This is a genomic window from Streptomyces nidicola (genome assembly GCF_050106155.1).
GTDB lineage: Bacteria > Actinomycetota > Actinomycetes > Streptomycetales > Streptomycetaceae > Streptomyces.
The window spans coordinates 78,103-101,960 of the sequence record NZ_JBNBPI010000001.1 but is presented as its reverse complement, the minus strand read 5'-3'; the positions used below and the strand labels follow the sequence as shown (position 1 = coordinate 101,960).

General features: G+C 71.6%; 28 protein-coding genes. 19 read left to right on the top strand and 9 right to left on the bottom strand.

Annotation, left to right across the window (positions count from 1 at the left end):
- Positions 1–68 precede the first annotated feature (68 nt).
- The 4 genes from abc-f to ACOKM3_RS00495 form a co-directional block, all read right to left on the bottom strand.
- Positions 69–1,703 (bottom strand): ribosomal protection-like ABC-F family protein, encoded by a 1,635-nt coding sequence (gene abc-f, locus ACOKM3_RS00510; RefSeq protein WP_426895721.1) that lies wholly within the window; start codon positions 1,701–1,703, stop codon positions 69–71.
- A 214-nt stretch (positions 1,704–1,917) separates the two neighbouring features.
- A complete protein-coding gene (locus ACOKM3_RS00505; protein WP_426895719.1) occupies positions 1,918–2,406 on the bottom strand; it encodes an HPP family protein in 489 nt (162 codons plus the stop codon).
- A gap of 150 nt (positions 2,407–2,556) precedes the next feature.
- Positions 2,557–2,736 carry a hypothetical protein gene (locus ACOKM3_RS00500; protein WP_426895717.1) on the bottom strand — a complete coding sequence of 60 codons (180 nt, stop codon included), beginning with the start codon at positions 2,734–2,736 and terminating at the stop codon, positions 2,557–2,559.
- Between the two features lie 131 nt (positions 2,737–2,867).
- Positions 2,868–3,425, bottom strand: coding sequence for a Dps family protein (locus tag ACOKM3_RS00495; protein ID WP_426895715.1), 558 nt, complete (start codon positions 3,423–3,425; stop codon positions 2,868–2,870).
- Positions 3,426–3,568: 143 nt separating this feature from the next.
- On the opposite strand from ACOKM3_RS00495, the gene ACOKM3_RS00490 reads away from it, so the two are divergent.
- Genes ACOKM3_RS00490 through ACOKM3_RS00480 form a run of 3 tightly spaced genes read left to right on the top strand, consistent with a single transcriptional unit; the run spans position 3,569 to position 7,480 of the window.
- Positions 3,569–4,441 (top strand): ABC transporter ATP-binding protein, encoded by an 873-nt coding sequence (locus tag ACOKM3_RS00490; RefSeq protein WP_426895713.1) that lies wholly within the window; start codon positions 3,569–3,571, stop codon positions 4,439–4,441.
- The gene (locus ACOKM3_RS00485) at positions 4,438–5,421 is read left to right on the top strand and encodes an ABC transporter substrate-binding protein (protein ID WP_426895711.1); all 984 of its coding nucleotides are present in this window, start codon (positions 4,438–4,440) and stop codon (positions 5,419–5,421) included. Before ACOKM3_RS00490 ends, ACOKM3_RS00485 begins: the two co-directional genes overlap by 4 nt.
- 4 nt (positions 5,422–5,425) lie before the next feature.
- Positions 5,426–7,480: an iron ABC transporter permease gene (locus tag ACOKM3_RS00480; protein ID WP_426895710.1), complete on the top strand. Its 2,055-nt coding sequence runs from the start codon at positions 5,426–5,428 to the stop codon at positions 7,478–7,480.
- Positions 7,481–7,537: 57 nt separating this feature from the next.
- On the opposite strand, the gene ACOKM3_RS00475 is transcribed toward ACOKM3_RS00480, so the two are convergent.
- On the bottom strand, positions 7,538–8,011 hold the full coding sequence (locus tag ACOKM3_RS00475) for a peroxiredoxin (RefSeq protein WP_327665890.1): 474 nt from the start codon (positions 8,009–8,011) through the stop codon (positions 7,538–7,540).
- A 121-nt stretch (positions 8,012–8,132) separates the two neighbouring features.
- Here ACOKM3_RS00475 and ACOKM3_RS00470 point away from each other — a divergent pair, with 121 nt between their 5' ends.
- The 3 genes from ACOKM3_RS00470 to ACOKM3_RS00460 all read left to right on the top strand — a co-directional run bounded on the left by ACOKM3_RS00470 (position 8,133) and on the right by ACOKM3_RS00460 (position 9,487).
- The gene (locus tag ACOKM3_RS00470; protein WP_306321985.1) at positions 8,133–8,339 is read left to right on the top strand and encodes a hypothetical protein; all 207 of its coding nucleotides are present in this window, start codon (positions 8,133–8,135) and stop codon (positions 8,337–8,339) included.
- 280 nt (positions 8,340–8,619) lie between these two features.
- On the top strand, positions 8,620–9,090 hold the full coding sequence (locus ACOKM3_RS00465) for an SsgA family sporulation/cell division regulator (protein ID WP_426895708.1): 471 nt from the start codon (positions 8,620–8,622) through the stop codon (positions 9,088–9,090).
- A 112-nt stretch (positions 9,091–9,202) separates the two neighbouring features.
- Positions 9,203–9,487: a hypothetical protein gene (locus ACOKM3_RS00460; protein WP_426895706.1), complete on the top strand. Its 285-nt coding sequence runs from the start codon at positions 9,203–9,205 to the stop codon at positions 9,485–9,487.
- A gap of 105 nt (positions 9,488–9,592) precedes the next feature.
- Here the strand turns inward: ACOKM3_RS00460 and ACOKM3_RS00455 are convergent, their stop codons facing one another.
- Positions 9,593–10,339, bottom strand: a complete 747-nt coding sequence (locus ACOKM3_RS00455) for an IclR family transcriptional regulator (RefSeq protein WP_426895704.1) — start codon at positions 10,337–10,339, stop codon at positions 9,593–9,595.
- Between the two features lie 176 nt (positions 10,340–10,515).
- On the opposite strand from ACOKM3_RS00455, the gene ACOKM3_RS00450 reads away from it, so the two are divergent.
- From ACOKM3_RS00450 to ACOKM3_RS00405, 10 genes are all read left to right on the top strand, one after another.
- A complete protein-coding gene (locus tag ACOKM3_RS00450; RefSeq protein ID WP_426895702.1) occupies positions 10,516–11,676 on the top strand; it encodes an amidohydrolase/deacetylase family metallohydrolase in 1,161 nt (386 codons plus the stop codon).
- Positions 11,677–11,721: 45 nt separating this feature from the next.
- Positions 11,722–12,117: a hypothetical protein gene (locus ACOKM3_RS00445; RefSeq protein ID WP_426895700.1), complete on the top strand. Its 396-nt coding sequence runs from the start codon at positions 11,722–11,724 to the stop codon at positions 12,115–12,117.
- 24 nt (positions 12,118–12,141) lie between these two features.
- Positions 12,142–12,510 carry an SFCGS family glycine-rich protein gene (locus ACOKM3_RS00440; protein WP_266718416.1) on the top strand — a complete coding sequence of 123 codons (369 nt, stop codon included), beginning with the start codon at positions 12,142–12,144 and terminating at the stop codon, positions 12,508–12,510.
- On the top strand, positions 12,507–12,842 hold the full coding sequence (locus ACOKM3_RS00435) for a DUF4312 family protein (protein ID WP_426895697.1): 336 nt from the start codon (positions 12,507–12,509) through the stop codon (positions 12,840–12,842). The genes ACOKM3_RS00440 and ACOKM3_RS00435 overlap by 4 nt, the downstream gene beginning before the upstream one ends.
- Before the next feature lie 4 nt (positions 12,843–12,846).
- Entirely contained in the window at positions 12,847–13,635 is a 789-nt protein-coding gene (locus ACOKM3_RS00430) for a DUF4311 domain-containing protein (protein WP_426895695.1), read from the top strand.
- A 13-nt stretch (positions 13,636–13,648) separates the two neighbouring features.
- Entirely contained in the window at positions 13,649–14,410 is a 762-nt protein-coding gene (locus ACOKM3_RS00425; protein ID WP_426895693.1) for a DUF4310 family protein, read from the top strand.
- A gap of 25 nt (positions 14,411–14,435) precedes the next feature.
- Entirely contained in the window at positions 14,436–15,539 is a 1,104-nt protein-coding gene (locus tag ACOKM3_RS00420) for a DgaE family pyridoxal phosphate-dependent ammonia lyase (protein WP_426895691.1), read from the top strand.
- The gene (locus ACOKM3_RS00415; protein WP_426895689.1) at positions 15,536–15,799 is read left to right on the top strand and encodes an HPr family phosphocarrier protein; all 264 of its coding nucleotides are present in this window, start codon (positions 15,536–15,538) and stop codon (positions 15,797–15,799) included. Before ACOKM3_RS00420 ends, ACOKM3_RS00415 begins: the two co-directional genes overlap by 4 nt.
- Positions 15,796–16,422, top strand: coding sequence for a bifunctional 4-hydroxy-2-oxoglutarate aldolase/2-dehydro-3-deoxy-phosphogluconate aldolase (locus ACOKM3_RS00410; RefSeq protein ID WP_426895687.1), 627 nt, complete (start codon positions 15,796–15,798; stop codon positions 16,420–16,422). Before ACOKM3_RS00415 ends, ACOKM3_RS00410 begins: the two co-directional genes overlap by 4 nt.
- A gap of 114 nt (positions 16,423–16,536) precedes the next feature.
- Entirely contained in the window at positions 16,537–17,907 is a 1,371-nt protein-coding gene (locus ACOKM3_RS00405) for an FG-GAP repeat domain-containing protein (protein WP_426895685.1), read from the top strand.
- On the opposite strand, the gene ACOKM3_RS00400 is transcribed toward ACOKM3_RS00405, so the two are convergent.
- Positions 17,904–18,320, bottom strand: a complete 417-nt coding sequence (locus tag ACOKM3_RS00400; protein WP_426895683.1) for a 5-carboxymethyl-2-hydroxymuconate Delta-isomerase — start codon at positions 18,318–18,320, stop codon at positions 17,904–17,906. The genes ACOKM3_RS00405 and ACOKM3_RS00400 overlap by 4 nt on opposite strands.
- Positions 18,321–18,483: 163 nt before the next feature.
- The gene (locus ACOKM3_RS00395) at positions 18,484–19,848 is read right to left on the bottom strand and encodes an FAD-dependent oxidoreductase (protein ID WP_426895681.1); all 1,365 of its coding nucleotides are present in this window, start codon (positions 19,846–19,848) and stop codon (positions 18,484–18,486) included.
- 251 nt (positions 19,849–20,099) lie between these two features.
- On the opposite strand from ACOKM3_RS00395, the gene msrA reads away from it, so the two are divergent.
- From msrA to ACOKM3_RS00380, 3 genes are all read left to right on the top strand, one after another.
- Positions 20,100–20,609 (top strand): peptide-methionine (S)-S-oxide reductase MsrA, encoded by a 510-nt coding sequence (gene msrA / locus ACOKM3_RS00390; RefSeq protein WP_426895679.1) that lies wholly within the window; start codon positions 20,100–20,102, stop codon positions 20,607–20,609.
- A gap of 82 nt (positions 20,610–20,691) precedes the next feature.
- Positions 20,692–22,419 (top strand): MFS transporter, encoded by a 1,728-nt coding sequence (locus tag ACOKM3_RS00385; RefSeq protein ID WP_426895677.1) that lies wholly within the window; start codon positions 20,692–20,694, stop codon positions 22,417–22,419.
- A gap of 98 nt (positions 22,420–22,517) precedes the next feature.
- Positions 22,518–22,667, top strand: coding sequence for a hypothetical protein (locus tag ACOKM3_RS00380; RefSeq protein ID WP_266718429.1), 150 nt, complete (start codon positions 22,518–22,520; stop codon positions 22,665–22,667).
- 8 nt (positions 22,668–22,675) lie between these two features.
- On the opposite strand, the gene ACOKM3_RS00375 is transcribed toward ACOKM3_RS00380, so the two are convergent.
- Complete coding sequence (locus ACOKM3_RS00375; protein WP_426895675.1) at positions 22,676–23,857, bottom strand: MalY/PatB family protein; 1,182 nt, start codon at positions 23,855–23,857, stop codon at positions 22,676–22,678.
- Between the last annotated feature and the right edge of the window lies 1 nt (position 23,858).

Genomic DNA, 23,858 nt, shown 5'->3' with positions numbered 1-23,858 from the left:
TCGACGTGAGCAGTGGTGGGCCCGCCGGGCCTGTGCCTCGGGACGGGCCATGTCGTCACGCCGGCGGGTCACATCTCGGGCGCCCCCACCTCGGTCAGCTCGCCGTCCGCGAGCCGCAGCCCGCGCTCCACTCCGATCCGCGCGAGGAACCGCTCGTCGTGGCTGACCACCATGAACGCGCCCTGGTAGGAGGCGAGCGCGCTCTCCAGCTGGCCGACGCCGACCAGATCGAGGTTGTTCGTCGGCTCGTCGAGGAGCAGCAGCTGCGGGGCCGGCTCCGCGCACAGCACGCAGGCGAGGGTGGCCCGCAGCAGCTCCCCGCCGGAGAGCACCCCGACCGGCAGCTGGGCGCGCGGGCCGCGGAACAGGAACCGGGCCAGCAGATTCATCCGCTCCGCCTCAAGGCGCCCCGGCGCGAACGCGGCGAAGTTCTCCGCGACGGTGCGCTCGGGGTCGAGCAGGTCCAGACGCTGCGACAGATAGGCGATCCGGCCGTCGGCCCGCTTCACGCTGCCGCCGCTCGGCCGGAGGTCACCGCTCACGAGCCGCAACAGGGTGGTCTTTCCCGCCCCGTTGGGACCCGTCAGCGCGATGCGCTCAGGCCCCCGTACCGAGAAGTCGACGCCGTCGGCGGCGAACAGGTCCTGCTCGCCCCGGCGGACCTGCGCGTGCTCGGCGAGGACGAGGGTGCGGCCCGCGGGGACCTTGGTGTCGGGCAGATCGAGGACGAGGCGCGGATCGTCGCGCACGGCGCGCTCCGCCTCGTCCAGGCGTGCCTTGGCGTCGCCGACACGGGCCGCGTGGGTCTGACCGGCCCGGCCCGCGGACTCCTGGGCGCCGCGCTTCATGGTCCCGGCGAAGATCTTGGGAAGTCCGGCGCTCTTCAGGTTGCGCGCGGCGTTGCTCGCGCGGCGCTCGGCGCGCTCGCGGGCCTGCTGCATCTCCCGCTTCTCGCGCTTCACCTCCTGCTCGGCGTTGCGGACGTTCTTCTCGGCGACGTCCTGCTCCGCCGCCACCGCCTCCTCGTAGGCGGTGAAGTTGCCTCCGTACCAGCGCAGTTCGCCGTGGTGCAGCTCGGCGATCCGCTCCATCCGGTCCAGGAGCGCGCGGTCGTGGCTGACGAGCAGCAGACAGCCGTTCCAGCGCTCCAGCACGTCGTAGAGGTGGCGGCGGGCGTCGAGGTCGAGGTTGTTGGTCGGCTCGTCGAGGAGCAGCACATCGGGCCGGCGCAGCAGCTGGGCGGCGAGGCCCAGGGAGACGATCTGCCCGCCGCTGAGCGTGTCGAGGCGCCGGTCGAGACCGAGGGCACCGAGGCCGAGGGAGTCGAGTTCGGCGCGGGTGCGCTCCTCGATGTCCCAGTCGTCGCCGATGACGGTGAAGTGCTCCTCGCTCACATCCCCCGATTCGACGGCGTCCAGCGCCCGGACGATCTCGGCGACACCGAGCACCTCGGCCACGGTGAGCGAGCCGGCCAGCGGCAGGTTCTGGGGGAGATGGCCGAGCACACCGTGCACGGTCACCGAGCCGCCGGTGGGCCGCAGCTCACCGGCGATCAGCTTGAGGAGTGTGCTCTTGCCCGCGCCGTTCGGGGCCACGAGCCCGGTGCGGCCGGACGGCGCGGAGAAGGACAGGCCGTCGAACACCGGGGTGTCGTCGGGCCAGGAGAAGGACAGGTTCGAGCAGACGACGGAAGCGTCGGACACGGAAGCAGACCTCGCGTGGGAGACGGGCAGGCCGATACGGCTGCCCGGAACAGGGAAAGGGGACGACTGAGAGGCCACCGAGGCGGTGCGTCAGCGCACCGGCCACTGGCCTGTCGGAGCCGGGTCATCACCCGGAGATGTCGTCGTCCACCGCCATGTTCGTTCTCCTCAAGAGGCGAAAGGTCCAAGAACACTAACAGCTACGGACGTCCGGTCACCAGGTCAACGGGTAACGGACCGGGTGTCCGCCGATCCGGCCGGGCAGCAGTCCGATCAGGACCAGCAGCGCGGTGCCGAGCGCGAGGAGGGAGAGGAAGGGGACGGGGTGCGGGGCCTGCAGCACGACGATCACCGAGGTGGCGGCCGCGGGGGAGTGGGAGAGGTGCGTGAGCATCATCGCCCCCAGCGAGAGCCCGGCGGCGACGGCCGCACCCCAGCCGTTGCTCCCCGTCACCGCGAGCGTCCCGAACCCGATGGCGGCGGAGATCAGCTGGCCCCCGACGAGATTGCGCGGCTGCGAGATCGGCAGCCCGGGCGCGCCGTGCACGAGGGCGGCGCTCGCGGCGAGCGGGGGTATCAGGAGCGGCTGCCGCAGCAGCACGCCGACGCCGACGAGCACCAGCAGGCCGCCGATCGCGAAGACGGTGGCCCGCAGGGCGTGCAGGGGATGGGGTCGTGGGACGGCGGACGGGGGCGTGGACATGCGATCTCCGGGCAAGGGGGGAGCGGGGCCCGGTGATCATAAACAGATTGTTGAAGCCCTGGCATTTCCCTTGCCTCTGAGGCAAGAAAGCGGCGGGCCTGCTGCCCACGAAGGCGGTGGGCCCGTTTGCCCAAGAAGGCGGTCGTCCCGCTACTGCCGCCGGTTGTCCTCCGCGATCCGTGTGGCGCGCGAGCGCACATCCGCCTCGGACAGGCCCGCGTCGCACACGATCGTCATCACACTGCCGTCGTCCAGCGACACCTGCCGCATCTCGACGCCCAACTTCCGTGTGCGCTGCGGCTCTTCGTCGGACATGAGATCGTCGGCCATGAGAGCTCCTCACGGTCGACGCGGCGCTGTGCCGCGTCGACCCAACAATTGACGAACTCCCACGGTAGGCACACCCGGTGGTGCGCGGGGTGCACCGGCGGGGCGCAGTCACACGATCGGGCCCGTGCGCCTCACCGTACGGCCTGGTGTGCCGCCTCCGTCTCGGTGTCGGCGTCACCGGTGCGCAGGGCGCCGCCCGCCGTCTCGAGGTGGGCACGGACGAACCACTGGAACTTCTCGAGCTCGCGCAGCTGTCCGATCAGCAGGTCCTGGGTGGCCAGGTCGATCCTGCCGGTCTGCTCTACCGCCTTGCGGACGTCCTCGATCAGGCCGGTGTAGACGACGTCGAGGGCGCCGAGATGGGCGATCGCGTCCGCCCGGCCGACGCTGTAGTCCTCCCAGGTCCGCGCGGCGACGAGCACGCCCGGTGTGCCGTGGCTGACGCCGCCGAGCGCCGCGGCGCGCTCCGCGACCTCGTCCGCCATCGCCCGGACCTTGTCGACCTGCGGGTCGACCATCTCGTGCACGGCGATGAAGTGTGGTCCGACGACGTTCCAGTGGATGTGCTTGAGCGTGAGGTGCAGATCGTTGAGCGCGTGAAGGCGCAACTGCAGGATGTCGATGAGCTCGCCCGCCTCACTCACGTCGAGGCCGGGGACGGTGTACTTCGGGTCGCTCCGCAGAGCCATGGTGCGTGTCTCCCTTCGGACTTCGAGCTGATGAGCTGCACTGTCCGACTACCCCGCATGCGAGATCCATTCATGATCGGCCCGGGTCGGGGAGGCGGCCCCCGGGGTTCCCCGAGGGGTAAGGTTAGGCTAACCTTCAGCAGGTGAGATCTGGTGAACGCGCAGGTAGCGCCCCTCGTCCGCGCGGTCACGAACTGTCGGCCGAGCATGTGACCGTGTCGTACGACGGAGTCGATGTCGTGCACGACGCGGCCCTCGTCCTCAGGCCCGGCGAAGTGACCGCTCTCGTCGGTCCCAACGGCAGCGGCAAGTCCACGCTGCTGCGGACCATCGCACGGCTGCAGAAGCCCCGGCACGGCACGCTGAGCCTCGACGCGGGAACAGCCGACGCCGCCGACGGCTTCGACCTCACCGCCCGCCAGTTCGCCCGCCGCGTCGCCCTGTTGACGCAGAGCCGGCCCACGCCGGGCGGACTCACCGTGCGCGACGTCGTCGAGTTCGGCCGCTACCCCTACCGCGGACGGTGGGGGCAGGCCGATGCCGACGGCGCGGAGGTCGTCGCGCGGGTCCTCGCGATGACCGGCGTCGAGACACTCGCGGACCGGGGTGTCGACCAGCTCTCCGGCGGGCAGTTGCAGCGCGTGTGGCTGGCGAGCTGCCTCGCCCAGCAGACCGGCGTGCTCCTCCTCGACGAGCCGACCACGTACCTCGACCTGCGCTACCAGATCGAACTCCTCGACCTCATGCGGGACCTGGCGGACGACGGCGGCATCGCCGTCGGCGTCGTCCTGCACGACCTCGACCAGGCAGCCGCCGTCGCCGACCGGATCGCGCTGCTCAGCGACGGCCGCGTCATCGCCGACGGCGCCCCCGAGGACGTACTGCGCTCCGAGCGCCTCACCGAGACGTACGGCATCCGCGTCGATGTCGACACCGACCCCTTCACCGGACGGCTGCGCACCCGCGCGATAGGCCGTCACCACAGCAGAAGCGAAAGGCTCCAGAGCACCTCATGAGACGCCCCCTGATCGTCGCCGCATCGGCCGCCGCGGCGGCCCTCGCCCTCTCCGCCTGTGGCACCTCCGAGCCCGCTCGGACGGATCCCAACATCAAGGCCGAGAAGATCACCCTGACCGGTGGAGACGGCTCCAAGGTGAGCCTGGACGGCCCGGCCACCAAGGTCGTCGGCACCGAGTGGAACGTCGTCGAGTCCCTCGTCACGCTCGGCGTCGACCCCGCCGGCGTCGCCGACGTCAAGGGCTACAAGGCGTGGGACACCGCCGCGCCGCTCACCAACTCGCCCAAGGACATCGGCACTCGGGGCGAGCCCAGCATGGACAGCATCGCGGGCCTCACCCCGGACCTGATCATCGCCACGAACGACCTGTCGGCGTCGGCGATCAAGCAGATGAAGAAGATCGCCCCGGTCCTCACGGTCAAGTCGGCCGACGGCGCCGACCAGGTCGGCACGATGTTCGAGACCCTCGACACCATCGCGAAGGCCACCGGCAAGGAGGACGCGGCCAAGGCCGCCAAGAAGGCGTACGAGGCGAAGCTCGCCGAGGGCAAGAAGGCGCTCAAGGACGCGGGCGCCGACGGCTCGAGGATCGCCACCGCCGACGGCTACTCCGCCTCCAACCAGGTCTCCGTGCGCGCCTTCACCGATGCCTCGCTGCTCGGCTCCGTCAACGAGGACCTCGGCCTGAAGAACGCCTGGAAGGTCAAGGGCGACAAGGACTACGGCCTGGCCACCACCGACGTCGAGGGACTCACCGGACTCGGCAAGGACGTGCAGTTCACCTACATCGGCAACAAGAAGGCCGGCGGCTCGGATGTCTTCACCAAGGACCTCGCCGACAACTCCGTGTGGACCTCGCTGCCCTTCGTGAAGGCCGGCGACGTGCACCGACTGCCCGACGGCACCTGGCTGTTCGGCGGACCGAAGTCGATGGAGCACTACATCGACGGCGTCGTCGCCGCCCTGACGAAGAAGTAGGCACGTGGCCGTCACCGCACCTCCCCGCACTCTGACGGCGCCGTCCTTCGGCACCGTCGGGGTGACGGCCGGGCTCGCGCTGCTCGTCGCCGTGCTCGCCGTCGTCGACATCACCTACGGCACGGCCGACGTCGGAGCCCGCCAGGTGTGGCAGGCCCTCACCGGGCAGGCCGAGGCGGGCGACGCCTCCGTCGTCGTCGCTTCCCGGCTGCCGCGCATGGTGGCCGGACTGCTCGTCGGCGTGGCACTCGGCGCGGCCGGCGCCGTGCTGCAGGCCGTGAGCCGCAACGTGCTCGCCTCGCCCGACACCCTCGCCGTCAACGCCGGTTCGTACCTCGCGCTCGGTGTGCTCGCGGCCACTGGCGCGACCGTCTCCGTGTTCGCGTCCTCCGCGGTCGCCCTCGTCGGCGGACTCGCCGCGGCCGCCGTCGTGCTCGGCCTCGCCGGACGCGGCGCCGCCACCGTCCGCCTGGTCCTCGCCGGCAGCGCTCTCGCGCTCGGCCTCAACGCCGTCACCGAGTCGCTGATCCTGCTCTTCCCGGAACAGACCGAGGGCCTCTACCAGTGGAACCAGGGCAGCATCGCCCAGAACGGTTTCGCCGGTGTGGCCCGCATGGCGCCCCTCGTGGTCGTCGCGCTCATCGGCCTGGTCCTCCTCGCCCGCCGCGTCGACGGTCTCGCCCTCGGGGACGACGCGGCGCGCGGCCTCGGCATCCCCGTGCGCGGCACCCGCGTGACCGCCGTCGTGCTCGCCGCGCTCCTCTCGGCGGCCGCCGTCACCCTGGCCGGACCGATCGGCTTCGTGGGCCTGTGCGCCCCGGCCCTGGTCAGGCCGGTGGCCCGCCGCGTGCGTTCGCTCGTACGGCACCGGGTGCGCATCCCCGTCGCGGGCCTCGTCGGCGCCGCCCTCGTGCTCGGCTCCGACCTGCTGCTGCGCGCCGTGACCTCCGCCCAGGTGGCGGTCACCGTGCCGACGGGCGTGGTCACCAGTGTCGTCGGCGCGGTGTTCCTGGTCGTGATGGCGCTGCGGCTGCGCGACGGGGAGGCCGCCGGGCCCCCGGAAAGGCTGCGCATCCCGAGCCGCAAGGTGTTCGCGGTCACCGTGGTCGGCCTGGCGGCGGTGCTGGTCGCCGCGGCCGTCGCGGGCGTCCTCCTCGGCGACAGCACGCTGCTCCTCGGCGACGTCGTCAACTGGGCGGGCGGGCAGGCCGGTCAGGCCATCACGTTCGTCCTCGACACCCGGGTGCCGCGCGTCCTGGCCGCCCTGTGCGCCGGCGCGGCGCTCGCCCTGTCCGGCACCCTCGTGCAGTCCGTGACCCGCAACCCTCTCGCCGAACCCGGTGTCCTCGGTGTCTCCGGCGGCGCCGCTCTCGGTGCGGTGCTGCTGGTCACCACGGTGCCCGGAGCCGGTTCGTGGACCATCGCCGCGGCGGCGTTCGCGGGCGCGTGCGTCACCTCCGCGATCGTCTTCGGCCTCGCGGCCAAGGGCGGGTTCCAGCAGAGCCGGCTCGTCCTGATCGGCATCGGCACGGCGTCGGGCACGGCGGCCCTGATCAGTCTCCTGATCGTGCTCACCGACCGGTTCAGCGCGACCAAGGCCCTGGTGTGGCTGTCCGGTTCGACGTACGGGCGCAGCCTCCCGGACGTACTGCCGGTCGCGGCCGTGCTCGTCGTCGGCGCCGTCATCGCGGTCGCCCGGCGCAAGGAGCTCGACCTCGTCTCCCTCGACGCGGACACGCCCCGCCTCCTCGGCCTCGACCTCGCGCGCGGCCGCCTCGGGTTCCTGGTGCTCAGCGTCCTGCTCAGCGCCACGGCCGTCGCCGCCGCGGGCACGATCGGCTTCGTGGGCCTCGTCGCGCCGCACGCGGCCCGCGCCCTGGTCGGGCGCAGGCACGTGCGCGTCGTGCCCGTCGCGATGCTCCTGGGCGCGGCCCTCGTCTGCGTCGCGGACCTGCTGGGCCGCTCCGTGATCGCCCCGGCGCAGCTGGGCGCGGGCCTGATGACGGCCGTCGTCGGCACGCCCTACTTCGTGTACCTGCTGGTTCGCGGACGGCGTTAGGGCCTGTCGTCGAACTCCCGCCCGCCCGGCGGCTCCGGACGCCGGGCGGACGGTCCCTCACCCCGCCTTCGTACGCAACACTTCAAGAGCCCGGTCCGCATGCGCGCTCATCCTGAACTCGCTGCGGACCACCTCGAGCACCTGCCGGTCGGTGCCGATCACGAACGTGGCGCGCTTGGTGGGCAGCGGGCCGAAGCCGCGCGCCACCCCGAACCGGCCGCGCACCTCGCCCTCGGGGTCGGACAGCAGCGGAAACCCGAGCGTGTGGCGCTGCGTGAACTCCCGCTGGCGTTCGACGGCGTCGGAGCTGATCCCCACCGGGCGCGCGCCGACCGCCGCGAACTCGGCCGCCAGATCCCGGAAGTGGCAGGCCTCCGCGGTGCAGCCGGGGGTGAGCGCGGCCGGGTAGAAGAAGAGCACGACCGGCCCCTCGGAGAGCAGGGACGACAGCGAGGTGGGCGCCCCCGTCTCGTCGGGCAGGGTGAAGTCCTCGACGACGGATCCGGCTTGGATCCGGGCGGACGTGGGCATGGGGCCTCCCAGGGCTCGGCAGTGGACGCGTGTGCCGTTCACGTATACCGGACGGTAAGTCGTACCGAACAGAATGTGCCCCAGGGATGTTGAGCCGGTGCCAGCTGGGTAGGGGCGGCTCATGGACGTGTCGCATGACCAGAACGTGGAGACGGCAGTGGCCGCTGCCGCCTTCCTCTCCGGGCAGCAGGTCACCGAGAAGCAGTGCGGTGGCTGCGGAACCGTGGTGGCGGGCATCAACGGCCGCTACGCGTGCGGCGCTTGTGGATGGATCAACCACTGGTCGGACGGTGACACCCACCTGCCCGGCGCGGAGGACGACGTCTGATCGACACCGCGCGGGAGTGGTGTGGTCGAACGTGCCTGCGGTGTCCACCCCTCACGTCGAACTGGTTGTGAAGGCCGTCGGGTCATTCGCGCATATGCCACTGGTTGTATGCCCCTTGGCCTAAGGTTTGGAATGTCGCCCTTGTCGGGCGACACAGCACAGTCCGGCGGGAGCGATGATGGGCCGGGCGACCCAGGTGTCCGGCAGTGCCGCCGGGCGCGGGGCAAGGAGTGATGAGCGCTCCCGCGCAGGTGCGACAGCAGGGATGAGGTGGGTCAGGGTGAGCCCTGACGAGCGGCACACGTATGGGCGCCTGGAGGCGCTGGCTACGGGAGTTCTCGCCTACCCGGACGGCGAGCGGCTCGCGTGCGAGGTCCAGTTGCAGTACACCGCGGACGACCCCTTGGTCGTCCGGGTGGTCGCCCCCAAGGGGCAGTCGCGCGGCGGGAGTTGGCTGCTGTCCCGCGATCTGCTCTCCGCCGGACTCACCGGCGCGGCCGGTATCGGCGACGTGACGGTGCGGCCCGTCGCGCAGGAGGGCGAGCCCCTCGGCGTGGAGATCGAGATCCGCGACGCGCGCGCCGGTGAACCGGTCCGCTTCGTGATGGGGCACCGGGCGCTGCTCACGTACCTGGAGCGCAGCCATGCCCTCGTGCCGTTCGGGGCGGAGGCTGATCAGGGCGCGATCGACCGGGAGTTGGACCTGTTCCTCGATGAAAGGGGGCGGCCCGGGGAGGCCGGGAATGCGTGATAACCCGCGTATTGCGCCCTTCGTGTGATCCTCGGTCCCGGCCGCAACCGGCGCACGGCCCCCGGTGCTCTCTGCCTTCGAGACAACGGCGTACGCCACGAAGGAGGCCGGCATGCACACCATCACGACCGGGCTGGACGAAGAGCAGATCCGCGCCATCGACTGGGCCGACGACTGGCTGCTGGCCCCGCCGAACCCGGCGCACCGCCTGCCCTCCCGGATCGACCCGAAGGACATGCGCCGCCTCGAACTGAACGCCGTGCTCACCGCGTCGGGCATCGCGCCCTCGCCGGGCGACACGGAGGCGATCGACCAGCTCAGCGCGCTCCCGGACGCCGTGCACGCCACCCTGCGCCGCTGGCTGGGATGTTGCGGTCAGTGCGGATGCGCCGCCTGAGTCCCGCCGAGGCACCGGGTGGCGACACCACCGGGACGGGCCCCTTCACACCTGGTGTGAAGGGGCCTTGGTGTGTCATCAGGGGCTTGGTCATCAGGGGCTTGGTCACAGGCGGCGGGACACGTCCTCTGCCGCCTGCCGCACCGCCGGGGCGAACCCGGCCAGTTGCTCCTCGGTGACGAGGAAGGTGAGTGAGGAGACCGAGACGGCGCCGACCGGTGTGCCGTCCGCGTCGAGGACAGGGGCCGCGATCGAGCAGATCGACGCGTCCGCCTCCTCGTAGTCGGTGGCGTATCCGGCATCGCGGATCGCGGCCAACTCCTTGACGAGGGCCGCCCGATCGGTGTGCGTGTGCGGCGTGCGGGCGGGCAGTCCGGTGCGGTCGAGGACGGCGGCGGCCTCCTCGGGCGGCAGATGCGCCAGCAGGGCCTTGCCCGCGGCGGTCGCGTGCAGCGGCAGCGGCGCCCCGACGTCGGTGGCGATGCGGTAGGCGTGCCCCGGGTCGACCTTGTGCGTGTACGTCGCGTGGTCCCCGCTCGGCACTGCCAAGTGCACGGCCTGGCCCAGGCGTTGCTGCAGCGCGCGCAGCACGGCGTCGATGCCGACCGCGTCGTCGGCCAGCACCTGCGCGGCCATCGCGCGCAGTTGGTTGCCGCAGCCGTAGCGGCCCTCGCCGTCGGCGGCGGCGTACCCCTCCTCGACGAGTGTGGCGAGGACCCGGTGCGTGCTGGCCTTGGAGACGCCGGAGCGCTCCGCGATGTCGCCGAGCCGGTGCGGTCCGTCCGCACGCGCCACCGCGTGCAGTACTCGAAGCGCCTTGACGACGGAATTCGCGGGCTTGCTCGCTTCCATTGACCCTCCGAGGAGACGCGGGCTATGTTTCCACTCGATCCGCCGAGCGGAACGCCATTCTACTCTACGGAACGAACTCGGGTCCTCAACTCGGGTGTCCAGCAGCGGTGTGCCCAGCCGCGCTCCGCTGTGCCCGTCGCACGCACCACTCTCATGCCGGGGAAAGGTCGCCGTCCATGGCTGTGCACGCAGCTCCTTCCGCAGGTCCGCAACGATTCGATCTCGTCGTCTCGGGTGGGCTGTTGGCCGACCCCCTGCGCCCGCAGCCCTTCGCCGGTGACCTCGCCGTACGGGGCGGCCGCATCGCCGCGATCGGCGAACCCGGCACGCTGGCCGGACAGGAGCGCGTCGACGCCACGGGACTGCTCGTCGCCCCCGGCCTGATCGACCTCCACTCCCACGTCTACGCGCCCCGTACCGACCTCGGTGTGCCCGCCGACACCGTCGGCGTCGAGCAGGGGGTCACCACCCTGGTGGACGCGGGCAGTTGCGGCAGCGACCACTGGGACGACTTCGCGGGCAACGTTGTCGACGCCGCCGCGACCCGCGTCCTGAGCTGGCTCAACATCTCCCGGCACGGCCTCGTCCACGGCCGCACCGAACTCGCGGGCGGCCCCGGCGACATCGACGAGGCGGCCACCGAGAAGCTGCTGCGCGAGCACTCCGGCCGGGTGCGCGGCATCAAGGTCCGGATGAGCTCCTCCGTCCTCGGTGGCAGTGGCCTCGAACCCCTGCGGGCCGCGAAGCGGGTCGCCGCGCGCGTGGGCCGGCCGGTCATGGTGCACGTCGGCAACGAGCCGCCGCGCCTCGCCGACGTACTGGACCTGCTCGGCGAGGGCGACGTCGTCACGCACGCCTTCCACGGCAAGCCCGGCGGCCTCTTCGGCAGCGAGGACGCCGCGCGCCGTGCCGTGGCGCGTGGGGTGCGGCTCGACGTCGGTCACGGCAGCGCGAGCCTCAACTTCGCCACCGCCGAACGGGCCCTCGCCGCGGGCTTCACCCCGCACACCATCAGTACCGACGTACACGTCGGCAACGTCGGGGGACCGGTCCACTCGCTCGTCACCACGCTCAACAAGCTCCTCGCGCTCGGCCTCGACCCGCACCAGGTGATCCGCTGCGCGACGCTGCACCCCGCCCAAGTCCTCGGGCTCGACCATGAGTTGGGCAGCCTGCGCGTCGGGGGCGCCGCCGACCTGACGCTGCTGCGCCTCGCCGAGCGCACCACCGTGCTGACCGACGCCGACGGCGACACACGTACCACCCACACCCAGCTGGAGGCGGCCCGGACGGTGCGCGCCGGACGCCTCCACACCCCCGGGACCGCCACCGGCTGAGTCCCACCCACCGACCGCTCCACCGAACCACCGAGAGGCCCGTGAATGAGCACGCCCCTGATCGAACGGCTCGCGACGGCCGTCCAGGACACCACGCAGCCCGTCACCGACGAGGACCGGGCCGACCTGGCGGAGTTCCTGCCGATCGCGCTGGCCCACGCGCAGGTCGCCGGGATCGTCTTCGACGAGACACGGGTGCTCGCCCTCGCCGTGCACGCGCTCGCCTTCGTGCGCCGGGTGCGCACCGCCGAACACCTCGACCCGCTCGACCCGGAACTCGCCTCCGAACTGCCCGCCGAGCGCATCGCGTCCGCCCGCACCCTCATCGACACCTACTGCGCCCCACGCGAGTTCCTCGCGGGAGACACCGAAGTCCTGCTGCTCGCCCTGCACTTCGAGGCGGCGGCTCAGCTCCAGACCCAGTCCACCTCTCAGGCCTGACCCCACCCACCAAGGAGCACCGCCATGACAGTCAAGATCGTGATCGGACACCGGCTCGGCAAGGGCCAGGCCGTCGCCGACGGCGTACGGGCCGCGGGCGGCGAACCCGTCCTCATCGCGGGCCCCGGCGCCGACATGAAGGTCGGCGACGTGATGGCCGCGGAGGGCGCCGCGCTCGGCATCTCCTTCTGCGGCAGCGGTGGCGCGGGAGCGGTCACCGCCAAGGCCAAGTACGGCCACGACATCGAGTTCGGCATGCGCTCGGCGCAGGCCGGGGTGACCGCGGTGGAACAGGGCCGCACCGTCCTCGGCTTTGGTTTCCTCGACAGCGAGGAGCTGGGCTTCAAGGTCACCCAGGCGCTCCTCAAGAAGCTGGGGGAGGACGCCTCGTGAAGCAGACCCGCCACACCCTGCGGCTCACCGGCTCCGGGCCCACCAGGGACAAGGCGTTCGCCACCGCCATCGGGCAGGTGCAGTCCGCGGTCGACAAGGTGACCGACGGCGTGTGCTTCCGCGTCGAGCCCCTCGAACTCGAGGTCGTCTCGGCCGTGGAACACCGCTGGACGGAGCGCTTCCTCGGGCTCCTCTTCCCCCGCACCCGGCAGCGCTTCGAACTCACCCTGCGCGTCGAGGTGCAGGTGGCCTCGCTCGACCTGGAAACCGTCGACTTCACGGTGCGCGAGGAGCGGCTCTCGCCGGTCCAGCACGCCCTGCACATGAGGTGACCCGATGAACGAGACCCTCACCGTCCTGCTGGAATCCCTCGTCATCGGCGGACTCATCGGCTTCGGCGCCTCCGCGGGCGTGGCCCGAATGTTCCACGCGCCGAAGGTCCAGGGCATGGGCGCCTTCCGCACGCTCGGCGAACTGAACGCGTGTCAGAACGACCCGGTCGCGCACTTCTCGTTCGGCCTCGGCTTCCTGTTCAACGCCTGGTCGAGTGCGGTCGGCACCGGTGCGCTCACCTCCGACGTGGACCACCGCATCGTGCCGCACTGGACCGCGTCCGTCGCGATGATCAAAAACCGCAGGCTCGCCGAGACCCTGCACAACCCGCGGCGCATGGCCATCACCGGCACGGCCGTCGGTATGGTCCTGGTCACCCTCCTCAACACCACTGCCGCCTCGATCCCGCACTCCCTGCAGGAGGTCGCGGCCAAGGTGCTGGGGCCCGCGTCCGAGTGGCTGATCAACCCCGTGATGCCGATCATCTTCTGGATGGCCGCCGTCGACGCGGGCCGGCGGGCCGGCGCCTGGGGCACCGTCCTCGGCGGCCTCGGCCACCTCGTGATGGGCAACGCCGTGCCCGGCATCGTGCTCGGCATCGTCATCGGCAAGGGCGTCGACGACCTGGGCTGGACGAAGGTCACCAAGTCCCTCGCGGCCGTGGTGCTCACGCTCTTCGCGGCCAGCACCTTCCTGCGCGGGGCCGACCTCACCCTGCTCCAGCAGCTGAACGTCGACATCCCGCACTGGCTCACGCACCTCCACGACGTGACCGGCACCAAGCCCGAGTGAGGCAGGCACCGACATGACCGACACATCAACCTCCGCCACGGGCGGCATACCGGCGCAGAACCCCGGCTCCGGATCCGACTCCGGTTCCGGCGAGCAGCGGGCCAAGGGCGGCTTCCTGACCAAGGTGCCGGGCGAGGGCAGCTTCTGGCTCTCCGAATGGGCCTTCCCCGTCTTCGTGGCCTGCCTCGCCGCCGGCATCTTCACCGGCACGCAGCTCTACTACACGTACGGGACCGGCGTGTTCAGCGACGTCGCGGTCGCCTCCATGCTCAAGGCTGGTATGGAGAACGGCAGTTACGGCGCCGCGGCCGCCTTCGGCGCCGGGTTCCTGTTCGCCCGCGTCATCGAGGGGCCCATGGTCGGCATCCTCGACATCGGCGGCTCCCTCCAGACCGGCGTCGGCATCGGCATCCCCGCCATGCTGCTCGGCGCCGGATTCACCGCCCCCCTCGAACACTTCTGGCTCGCCATCCCGGTGGGCGCACTCCTCGGTGCCATCATCGGCGCCGCGATCCTCGCGATCCGGCGCGCCACCGTGAACTCGACGGGCGGCACCTCCACCTTCGGCGCCGACGTGATGATGGGCGCGGGCAACTCCGCAGGACGCTATCTGGGCCCGCTCGTCATCATCTCCGCCGCCACCGCGTCGCTGCCCGTCGGCATCGGCTCGACCATCGGCGCCGCCCTCTTCTACAAGTGGCAGAAGCCGCTGACCGGCGGCGCCATCATCGGCGCGATGATCGCGGGCCTCTTCTTCCCGATCCCCGGCAAGTGACTCCTCCCTGCCCTTAGGACGTACCGTGCACTCTCTCCACCACGACCTCGGCACACCACCCGCCATCAACGCCAGCGGCAAGATGACGGCCCTCGGCGGCAGCGTCCTCAGCGACGGCGTCGTCGCCGCGATGGGCGAGGCCGCCCGCCACCACGTCGTCATGGACGACCTGATGGCCGCCGTCGGCCGCGAGATCGGCCGCGCCACCGGCACCGAGGACGGCTGCCCCACCACCGGCGCCGCCTCCGGCATCGCCATCGCGGTCGCCGCCGTCATCGCGGGCACCGACCTGTCCCGCATCGAAGCCCTGCCCGACGCGGGCGACGCCCCCTGCGAGGTGATCCTGCCGCGCGGCCACTCCGTCCACTTCGGCGCGCCCGTACGGCAGATGGTCGCGCTCGGCGGCGGCCGCCCCGTCGAGGTCGGCTCCGCGAACAAGGTGAGCGCCGACCACCTGGCCGGCGCGATCGGCCCGCGCACCGCCGCCCTGCTGTACGTCCAGTCCCACCACGCCGTGCAGAAGGGCATGGTGTCCCTGGCTCAGACCATTGAGGTGGCCCGCGCCCACGACCTCCCGGTCATCGTCGACGCCGCGGCCGAGGGGGAACTGCGCCGCTGGCCCGCCACCGGCGCCGACCTCGTGATCTACAGCGGCGGCAAGGCCGTGGGCGGGCCCACCTCCGGGATGATCTGCGGCAGCGCCGCGCACATGGCGGCGTGCCGCGCCCAGTACGGCGGTATCGCCCGCCCGATGAAGGTCGGCAAGGAGACCCTCTTCGGCCTCGTGCAGGCCCTGCGCGAGTACGGCAACGCCCAGAGTGGCGGGCACCGGCCCCGCATGGAGAAGCTCGCCGCGCGCCTCGCGGACCTGCCGGGCCTCACCACACGCGTCGTCAGCGACGAGGCGGGCCGCGACATCCACCGCACCGAACTCACCGTGGACCCCGATGCGGCGGGCCGCGACGCGGCGACCCTCGCCACCGAACTCGCCGCGGTCGGCGTGTACTTGAGGGATCATCACGCCGCCACGGGACGCCTCGCGATCGACCCGCGCCCCATGAACCCCGACGAAGAGGAACAGCTGGTGCACCGGCTGACCGCACTGCTGGACGGAGAGAACAACCGATGACCGTCGTCGAACGCCGCCTGGTGGTCACCGAGGAGGCCGGCCTGCACGCCCGCCCCGCCGCCGCCTTCGCCCAGACCGCCGCTCGCGCCACCTCCGACGTGACCGTCGCGCGGGAGGACGGCCACGAGGTCCCCGCCCGCAGCGTCCTGTCGCTGATGACACTCAACATCCGCTGCGGCGACGCCATCGTGCTGCGCGCCCGCGGGGCCGACGCCGAGTCGACCCTGGACGCCCTCGCCGAGATCGCGGCCCCGGCATGACCACAGCCCGTACCCGACCGGAGTTCACCATGTACGCCGAAGTCATCGACGCCCTGCACGCCGCGCGCGTCACCCCGACCGTGCGCGAGGCCGACGCCGACACCGCGGACGCGGTGGCCCGCACCCTCGTGAACTGCGGCCTCACCGCCTTCGAGTTCACCGCCACCACACCCGGCTGGGAGGGCCTGGTCGCGGCCTGGGGGAAGGAGTTCCCCGAGGTGACACTCGGGCTCGGCACCGTCACCTCGCCCGAGATCGCCGAACGCGCCCTGGCGGCCGGTGCGAACTTCCTGGTGAGTCCCTTCCAGGTGCCCGAGGTACGTCCCGTCGCCGACGCCGCGGGCCGGCTGCTGGTCGAGGGCGGCCTGACCCCGAGCGAGCTGCGCGTCGCGGCGGACCGGGGCGTCGCCAAGCTGTTTCCGGCGCACGTCGGAGGCATCGCCTACCTGAAGTCGGTGCTCTCCGTGCTGCCCGGTGCCCGGATCATGGCGACCGGAGGTGTGAGCGTCGACGACGCCGACAAGTGGCTCGCCGCGGGCGCCTTCTCGGTGAGCATCGGCAGCGACCTCACACGCGGCGACGTGGCCGCCAACGTGGCCCGGCTGAAAGAGCGGGTCGGCTGACGGGAGTTCGGAGAGCCACGCCTCGGCTGACGTGGGTTCGGAGGGCCACGCGTCGGCATAACGGAGCGATCTCGGCGCTGGAAACCGGGCGAGCGCATCCGTTCTAGTGTCTCCATGACATCCGAGCCGACAGCACCTCCGCTTCGCGGGCCGTGGTGGCGACGGGGCGCCGCCCTCCTCGCCACCGCGCTGGTCCTGGGCACCGCCACGGGCGCCCGTCACCAGGAGGGGTACCCGCGGATCCCGGACAGCGCCTGCGAAGCGTCGGCCGCGAAGGCGAAGAACGCGGGCACACCCGCCCCCGACCTCGACGGCGACGGCCGCCCGGATCTGGTGCTCGGTGTCCCGGCGAGCAACGGTGACGTGTATCAGACCGGCCGCATCGCCCTGCTGCACGGTGCCCGGGCCGGCGACCGGGCGGTGTTCACCCCCGACGACTTCGCCCTGCCTGAGCACGACTCCATGACCGACGGGGAGAGCGCTCCGCTCCTCGCCGACCTGGACGGCGACGGCCACCTCGACCTCGTGGCGGGCGGCAGCGCCCATGTGCAGTGGGGCGGCGCCCACGGCCCGGCCCCCGGGCGCGAGGCCGTGCGCGTCCCGCTGCCGCACATGGGCAAGGGTCAGCCGGTGCACAGCAGCATCGGCAACGACGTCTACGAGGACCCGCCGGTCGCCGGGGACTTCGACGGCGACGGCCACATCGACCTGGCCACCTACCGCACCGGTCTGAACACACGTCAACTCGTGGTGCTGCTGGGCCCGTTCACCCGCACCGGGAAGCCGGCGGGGATCACCGAACGCGCCGACCCCTACAGCGACTCGCCCGACTCCGTGACCGGCCTTCGGCTGATCGCGGCGGAGATGACGGGTGACCGGGCCACCGACCTGCTGATGTACAAGCCCGGAGCACCTGACGGGCCCCAGCTGTTGACCGGGGGAGCGGACACCGCGAGCGGCCTCACCGCGCGGCCCGCACCGCTCCCGCGCGGCGAGAACGTCGCCGTCGGTGACTTCGACGGCGACGGACGGCCCGACATCGCCCTCGGCGACAGCGGCGTCCCCATGGACGACGAGTTCGCGCCGCGCGACCGCAAGGGCAAGGTGACCATCCGTTACGGCAAGGCGCCCGAGGCCCCGGTCGTCATCGACGGCGGCGTGCGCAGGGGCGGCTTCGGCATCGACCTGATGGCCGCGGACGTCAACGGCGACGGCTGCGACGACCTCGCCGTACGCAGCGACGACGACCGGGTGGGCGGGCACGACCGGATCGACATCCTGCGGGGCGGTTCATCGCCGGGCCTGGGCTCCGAGCCGTGGCACTCACTGCCGCGGCCTTCGGGCCGGATCGAGGACGCCGCCGATGTCGACGGCGACGGCCGCGACGAACTCGTCCTGGCCTCGGGCCACACCTGGCGGGTGGTCGACGGCTCGGGGAACCAGTTGGAGTCGTTCGACGTCCGGAAGGTGGCACGGAAGCCTTAGGCGGCAGGTGTGCACCCGCTGCGCCCCGTACGGGACCCGGTCGTGGCGCTGAACTCGCGGCGGGTCGGGTACAGGCTGTACGCCGCCAGGGGGCGCACCTCGGCCGAACACACCACCTCGGCACCGGCGCCCGCGCCCACGTGCTCCAGGAGCAGCGCCAGAATCCGCTGCGACAGACGCGTCATGGTCCGCTCGCTGCGCCCCGGGAGCAGCGCCACCTCCACGTGCACGACCGGCACGTCGTCGTGCTCGCTGCCGACGACATACGTCTCCGTGGCGGCACGGAAGAACGTCTTGCAGGTGCCGCGCGAGCCCGATCCCTCGACGACCAGGGCGTGCAACGCGGTGGCGAGGGCGGCCCGGTCGAGGGTGTCGGTGAGGGTGGGCGAGTAGTCGACGGTGATCTGAGGCACGGCGCCTCCGCGGCGGACAAGGTGGGTGGTTTTTACATCTACCTGTCGACCACTTTATCCCGTCGCACGTCACGCCTTGAACGCGCGGGTACGGGTGAGCGGAACACGCGGGCGGGTACGGGTGAGGGCCCGGCCGGACTCGGCCGGGCCCTCACGCGTCATGTCACGCCTCGCTGGCGTCGAGCATCTCCGCGCGCTCCACGATCTTCACGCGCTCACGGCCGTGCGGCTCGCCGAGCGCCTTCTCGGCGGCGTCGAGCTTGTACCAGCCGTCCCAGGTCGTGTACCGGATGCCGCGCTCGCCGAGGAACTCCTCGACGGACTCCGGGGTGGGCGAGACAGGCGTCTGCAGGCGGCCCTCAGCGTGGTCGGCGAGCAGGTTCGCGATCGTCTCGTTGGCGTCGCCCTTGGTGTGCCCGATGAGGCCCACGGGGCCGCGCCGGATCCAGCCGGTCACGTACGTCGACTGGAGGTGCTCGCCGTTCTCCTGGATGACACGGCCGCCCTCGTCCGGGACGGTGCCGGACTTGATGTCCCAGGGGAGCTTGGGCAGTTCGTCGGAGAGGTAGCCCACCGCGCGGTAGACGGCGCCGAGGTCCCAGTCGGTGAACTTGCCGGTGCCCTTGACGTTGCCGGTGCCGTCCAGCTCGGTGCGCTCGGTGCGCAGGCCGACGACCTTGCCGTCCTCGCCGAGGATCTCGGTCGGCGACTCGAAGAAGTGCAGGAACAGCTTGTGCGGGCGGTCGCCCTCGTCGCGGATCGCCCAGTTCTCCAGCGTCTTGGCGACCATGTCGGTCTGCTTCTCGCTGCGGCGGGCGGCGATCGAGCCCTCGTCGTAGTCGATGTCCTCGGGGTTGACGATGACCTCGATGGACGGGGAGTGGTCCAGCTCGCGCAGCTCCATCGGGCTGAACTTGGCCTGCGCGGGGCCGCGACGGCCGAAGACGTGGACCTCCAGGGCCTTGTTCGCCTTCAGGCCCTCGTAGACATTGGCCGGGATCTCGGTCGGCAGCAGCTCGTCCGCCGTCTTCGCGAGCACGCGCGCGACGTCGAGCGCGACGTTGCCGACGCCGAGGACGGCGACCTTCTCGGCCTCCAGCGGCCAGGTGCGCGGGACGTCGGGGTGGCCGTCGTACCAGGACACGAAGTCCGCGGCGCCGTACGAGCCCTCGAGCTCGATGCCCGGGATGTCGAGCGCCCGGTCCGCCGTCGCGCCGGTGGAGAAGACGACCGCGTCGTAGAAGGCGCGCAGGTCGTCGAGGTCGATGTCGCGCGGGTAGTCGACGTTGCCGAACAGCCGGATCTGCGGCTTGTCGAGCACCTGGTGGAGGGCCTTCACGATGCCCTTGATGCGCGGGTGGTCCGGCGCGACGCCGTAGCGGATCAGGCCGAACGGCGCCGGCATGCGCTCGAAGAGGTCGATGGACACCCCCGGCTCGGAGGCCGCTTCGGACTTGAGCAGGGCGTCGGCGGCGTAGATGCCGGCGGGGCCGGCTCCGACGATGGCGACCCTCAGGGGGCGAGGCATGGTTCAGGTTCCCTTCGAGGTGGTTCCCGTGGTCCGTACGCGCAGGTCGGGCCACGAGTGCTTGAAGGGAAGCCTAAAGTAAGGCAAGCCTTAGAAAGTAGGCGGGTCCGGTCTATGGGCACATAAGGCTGCCTTATGGGGGGCGATAGCTTCGCTTTAGGGGCTCGGCCTAAGCTGGAAGATCCGTGGGTCGCGGACTGTTGGACTCATTGGATCTGTTTCGTCGTGTCAGGTAGTGCAGGGAGTGGCGTATGTCAGAGGTAACCGAGAGGGCAGTGCTGGCGGGTGGCTGCTTCTGGGGCATGCAGGACCTGATCCGCAAGCGGCCCGGCGTCCTGTCGACGCGTGTGGGGTACTCGGGCGGTGACACGCCCAATGCCACGTACCGTAACCACGGCGACCACGCCGAGGCCATCGAGATCGTCTATGACCCCTCCGTGATCACCTACCGGGACCTGCTGGAGTTCTTCTTCCAGGTCCACGACCCGACCACGAAGGACCGCCAGGGCAACGACCTGGGGCGGAGCTACCGGTCCGCGATCTACTACGTGGACGACGCGCAGCGCCAGGTCGCCGTCGACACCATCGCGGACGTCGAGGCGAGCGGCCTGTGGCCCGGGAAGGTCGTGACCGAGGTCGAGCCGGTCGGCGACTTCTGGGAGGCCGAGCCGGAGCACCAGGACTACCTGGAGCGCTACCCGGAGGGCTACACCTGCCACTTCCCGCGGCCGAACTGGAAGCTGCCGCAGCGCGCCGCCTGAGTTCGGGGCCGGGTGCCGCTCGTCCCCGAGCGGCACCCGCACACATCTTGTTTCCATGTACACGTAAATGCATGATGGCGGCATGCAGCAGCGGGTAACGACGAAATCGAGCCCCTTCAAGCAGCCGAAGGCCGTCTGGGCCGTCGCGTTCGCCTGCGTCATCTCCTTCATGGGCATCGGTCTCGTGGACCCGATCCTGCCCGCCCTGGCGATAAGCCTGCATGCCACGCCCAGCCAGGTGTCACTGCTGTTCAGCAGCTACCTCATCGTCACCGCGGTCGCGATGCTCGTCGTCGGCTGGTTCTCGAGCCGCTTCGGCGCCAAACGCACCCTCGTCATCGGCCTGAGCGTCATCGTCGTCTTCTCGGCGCTCGCCGGAGCCACCGGCTCCATCAACGGCATCGTGGGCTTCCGCGCCGGCTGGGGGCTCGGCAACGCGCTGTTCATCGCCACCTCCCTGGCCGTCATCGTCGCCTCGGCGAGCGGCGGGTTCGGCGGCGCGATCATCCTCTACGAGACCGCGCTCGGCCTCGGGATCGCCGTCGGGCCGCTGCTCGGCGGCGAGTTGGGGGCGATCAGCTGGCGCGGCCCCTTCTTCGGCGTCGCCGTCCTGATGGCCGTCGCGCTGATCGCCACCATCGCCTTCGTCCCCGATCTGCCCAGGCCGAAGAAGATCACGTCGCCGATCGCACCGCTCAAGGCGCTGCGCCACCGCGGCCTGCTGACCATGGGCATCATGGCGCTGCTCTACAACTGGGGCTTCTTCACGATGCTCGGGTACGCGCCGTACCCCATGGAGCTGGACGCCCATGAACTCGGCCTCGTCTTCACCGGCTGGGGGCTCCTCGTCGCCCTGTTCAGCGTGTACTTCGCCCCACGCCTCCAGGCGCGCTACGGCACCGCGGCCGTCCTGTACGCGAATCTCTTCTGCCTCGGTGTCGTGATGGCGGTCATCGCCGCTGGGGTCTCGACGCCGACCGTCGTGATCGTCGCGGTCATCGTCAGCGGCGCCTTCATCGGCATCAACAACACGCTCACCACACAGGCCGTCATGCTGGTCTCGCCGGTGGAACGCCCCGTCGCGTCGTCCGCGTACGGCTTCCTGCGGTTCATCGGCGGCGGCCTCGCGCCCTACGTCGCAGGCAAGTTGGCCGATGCCATGGACCTGAGCGTGCCCTTCTACCTGGCCGCGCTCACCTTCGTCCTCGCCATCCCGGTCCTCGCCAGCGGGCACCGGCTGCTGCGGCAGGCCGAGGCGGACCCGGGCGGGAGCGAGCCGGTGCGGCCGTCGCTCACGCCTGTGGGAGCCGTGGCCCCGAGCGCCGACCCGCGCGTCGTCGTCGCCGTAGGGGACCACGACCGGGCGCCCGCCATCGTCGACGCGGCCGCGCGCCTCGCCCGGGACACCGGGAGCCCGCTGGAGGTCGTGCACGTCCGGCAGACCGCCGTGGTCGACGACCAGGCCGCCGACGCCGAGGACCTCGCCCAGGCCCGGGCCGCCGTGCGGGACCACCTCGACCGGCTCACGGGTCGGGGGACGGCCGCCACCGGGCAGGTGCTGAACAGCGTCGGGGACCACGCCGCCGCCGGCCGTGTGCTGGCCCGGCACGCGGCGGACGTCGGCGCCCGCGTCGTGGCCGTCGGGCACTCGCCGCGCGGCCCGCTCACCCAGTTCGCCGACGGCAGCTTCACCACCGCCCTCACCCACGCCTGCGCGTGCACGGTCGTCCTCGTCGGCACCGGCACGGACTCCGCGCCGCGCCCGCTGAACGCGGCCGCGCTCGCCGAACTGCGCGGCGCCGGGGCCTGACGCGCGCGTGGACGTTTGCCCGAGCCGCTTTCGGTAAGGAGCAAGATCAGTCGACTACGGGGAGGTACGGGGGAATGTTCGCTCCTGGGAACGGGTGGGTGCGCACACGCACCGAGGAGGACACCAAGGCCTTCATCAAGGAGAAGGAGCTCGAGCGCTCCATGGAGCCGGGGAAGGGCACCGCGATCCTGACAGGAATCGTGGTGCTTTTCCTCCTCGGCTGGCTGGTGTACGCCCTCGTCCGCTGACCCGACCTTCAGCGGACCGCGCGTACGCCGTCGATGAGGGCGCTCATCCCGCGCTCCACCTTCGAGCGCGGGCAGCCCACATTGAGCCGCACATGACCGGCCGCGCCGTACGCCGTGCCCGGCATGATCGCCACCCGCTGCCGCTCGACCAGCTCGCGCTGGAGCGCCTCCTCGTCCACACCGAGGGGGCGCAGGTCGATCCAGGCGAGATACCCGGCCTCGGGCGGAGTCCAGCCGAGTTCGGGGAACGCCTCCGCAAGGCGCTCGGCCACGTAGGACAGATTGCCGCGCAGATACGTGCCGAGCGCGTCCAGCCAGGGTCCGCCCTCGCGGTAGGCCGCGATATGGCCGACCACGGACAGCACCGCGGGGGACGACAGGCCGTCGGCCTCCTTGAGGCGGCGCAGGTACGCGTCCCGGGACTCGGGGTCCCCGACGATGCCGTAACTACCGGTCAGCGCCGGGATGTTGAAGGACTTCGACGCGGACGTGACGACCGCCCACCGGGTGCCGGAGCCCGCGTGCAGAGCCCACGGCCGGTGCACGGCCGGCGGGTGGGCGAGGTCGGAGTGGATCTCGTCGCTGATGACCGCCACGTCGTGGCGGGCGCACAGTTCGGCCATGCGGTCGAGCTCCGCCGCCGTCCATACGTGACCGGTGGGATTGTGCGGGGAGCACAGCAGCAGCACCGAGGTGTCCGGCAGCGACAGCAGCCGCTCAAGCTCCGCCCAGTCGTCAACCGCGCAGGTGAGCAGCCGCCGTTCGTGCGCGGCCACCGTCTTCGGGAAGGCGTCGTACGTCGGTGCGTGCGCCACGACGCCGTCGCCGGGCCGTGACCACAGCCGCAGCAGCTGGCCGACCTGGTAGATCACGGACGGGCCGTAGACGATCGACCGCGGGTCCACGGGGGTGTCGTGCCGGGCGGCGTACCAGTCGACGATCGCGGACAGGAAGTCGTCGTGGCGCCAGCGGGAGTAGCCGAGCACGCCGTGGTCGAGCCGGGCGCGCAGCGCCGTCAGGACCTCGGGGGCCGTCTCGAAGTCCATGTCGGAGATCGTGAACGGCAGCAGGTCCGGCACGCCGAAGCGGTCCTCGACGTAGTCCCACTGCGTGCACCAGGTGCCGTGCCGGTCGACGACGGTGTCGAAGTCGTAGACGGGGGCGAGGGAGTCGGGGGAGGTGTGTCGCACG

Excerpts from the sequence above, each read along its gene's own strand:
- ACOKM3_RS00505 (WP_426895719.1), bottom strand. The coding sequence starts at position 2,406 with ATGTCCACGCCCCCGTCCGCCGTCCCACGACCCCATCCCCTGCACGCC.
- ACOKM3_RS00500 (WP_426895717.1), bottom strand. The coding sequence starts at position 2,736 with ATGGCCGACGATCTCATGTCCGACGAAGAGCCGCAGCGCACACGGAAG.
- ACOKM3_RS00495 (WP_426895715.1), bottom strand. The coding sequence starts at position 3,425 with ATGGCTCTGCGGAGCGACCCGAAGTACACCGTCCCCGGCCTCGACGTG.
- ACOKM3_RS00485 (WP_426895711.1), top strand. The coding sequence starts at position 4,438 with ATGAGACGCCCCCTGATCGTCGCCGCATCGGCCGCCGCGGCGGCCCTC.
- ACOKM3_RS00475 (WP_327665890.1), bottom strand. The coding sequence starts at position 8,011 with ATGCCCACGTCCGCCCGGATCCAAGCCGGATCCGTCGTCGAGGACTTC.
- ACOKM3_RS00470 (WP_306321985.1), top strand. The coding sequence starts at position 8,133 with ATGGACGTGTCGCATGACCAGAACGTGGAGACGGCAGTGGCCGCTGCC.
- ACOKM3_RS00460 (WP_426895706.1), top strand. The coding sequence starts at position 9,203 with ATGCACACCATCACGACCGGGCTGGACGAAGAGCAGATCCGCGCCATC.
- ACOKM3_RS00455 (WP_426895704.1), bottom strand. The coding sequence starts at position 10,339 with ATGGAAGCGAGCAAGCCCGCGAATTCCGTCGTCAAGGCGCTTCGAGTA.
- ACOKM3_RS00450 (WP_426895702.1), top strand. The coding sequence starts at position 10,516 with ATGGCTGTGCACGCAGCTCCTTCCGCAGGTCCGCAACGATTCGATCTC.
- ACOKM3_RS00445 (WP_426895700.1), top strand. The coding sequence starts at position 11,722 with ATGAGCACGCCCCTGATCGAACGGCTCGCGACGGCCGTCCAGGACACC.
- ACOKM3_RS00440 (WP_266718416.1), top strand. The coding sequence starts at position 12,142 with ATGACAGTCAAGATCGTGATCGGACACCGGCTCGGCAAGGGCCAGGCC.
- ACOKM3_RS00430 (WP_426895695.1), top strand. The coding sequence starts at position 12,847 with ATGAACGAGACCCTCACCGTCCTGCTGGAATCCCTCGTCATCGGCGGA.
- ACOKM3_RS00425 (WP_426895693.1), top strand. The coding sequence starts at position 13,649 with ATGACCGACACATCAACCTCCGCCACGGGCGGCATACCGGCGCAGAAC.
- ACOKM3_RS00415 (WP_426895689.1), top strand. The coding sequence starts at position 15,536 with ATGACCGTCGTCGAACGCCGCCTGGTGGTCACCGAGGAGGCCGGCCTG.
- ACOKM3_RS00410 (WP_426895687.1), top strand. The coding sequence starts at position 15,796 with ATGACCACAGCCCGTACCCGACCGGAGTTCACCATGTACGCCGAAGTC.
- ACOKM3_RS00405 (WP_426895685.1), top strand. The coding sequence starts at position 16,537 with ATGACATCCGAGCCGACAGCACCTCCGCTTCGCGGGCCGTGGTGGCGA.
- ACOKM3_RS00395 (WP_426895681.1), bottom strand. The coding sequence starts at position 19,848 with ATGCCTCGCCCCCTGAGGGTCGCCATCGTCGGAGCCGGCCCCGCCGGC.
- msrA (WP_426895679.1), top strand. The coding sequence starts at position 20,100 with ATGTCAGAGGTAACCGAGAGGGCAGTGCTGGCGGGTGGCTGCTTCTGG.
- ACOKM3_RS00385 (WP_426895677.1), top strand. The coding sequence starts at position 20,692 with ATGCAGCAGCGGGTAACGACGAAATCGAGCCCCTTCAAGCAGCCGAAG.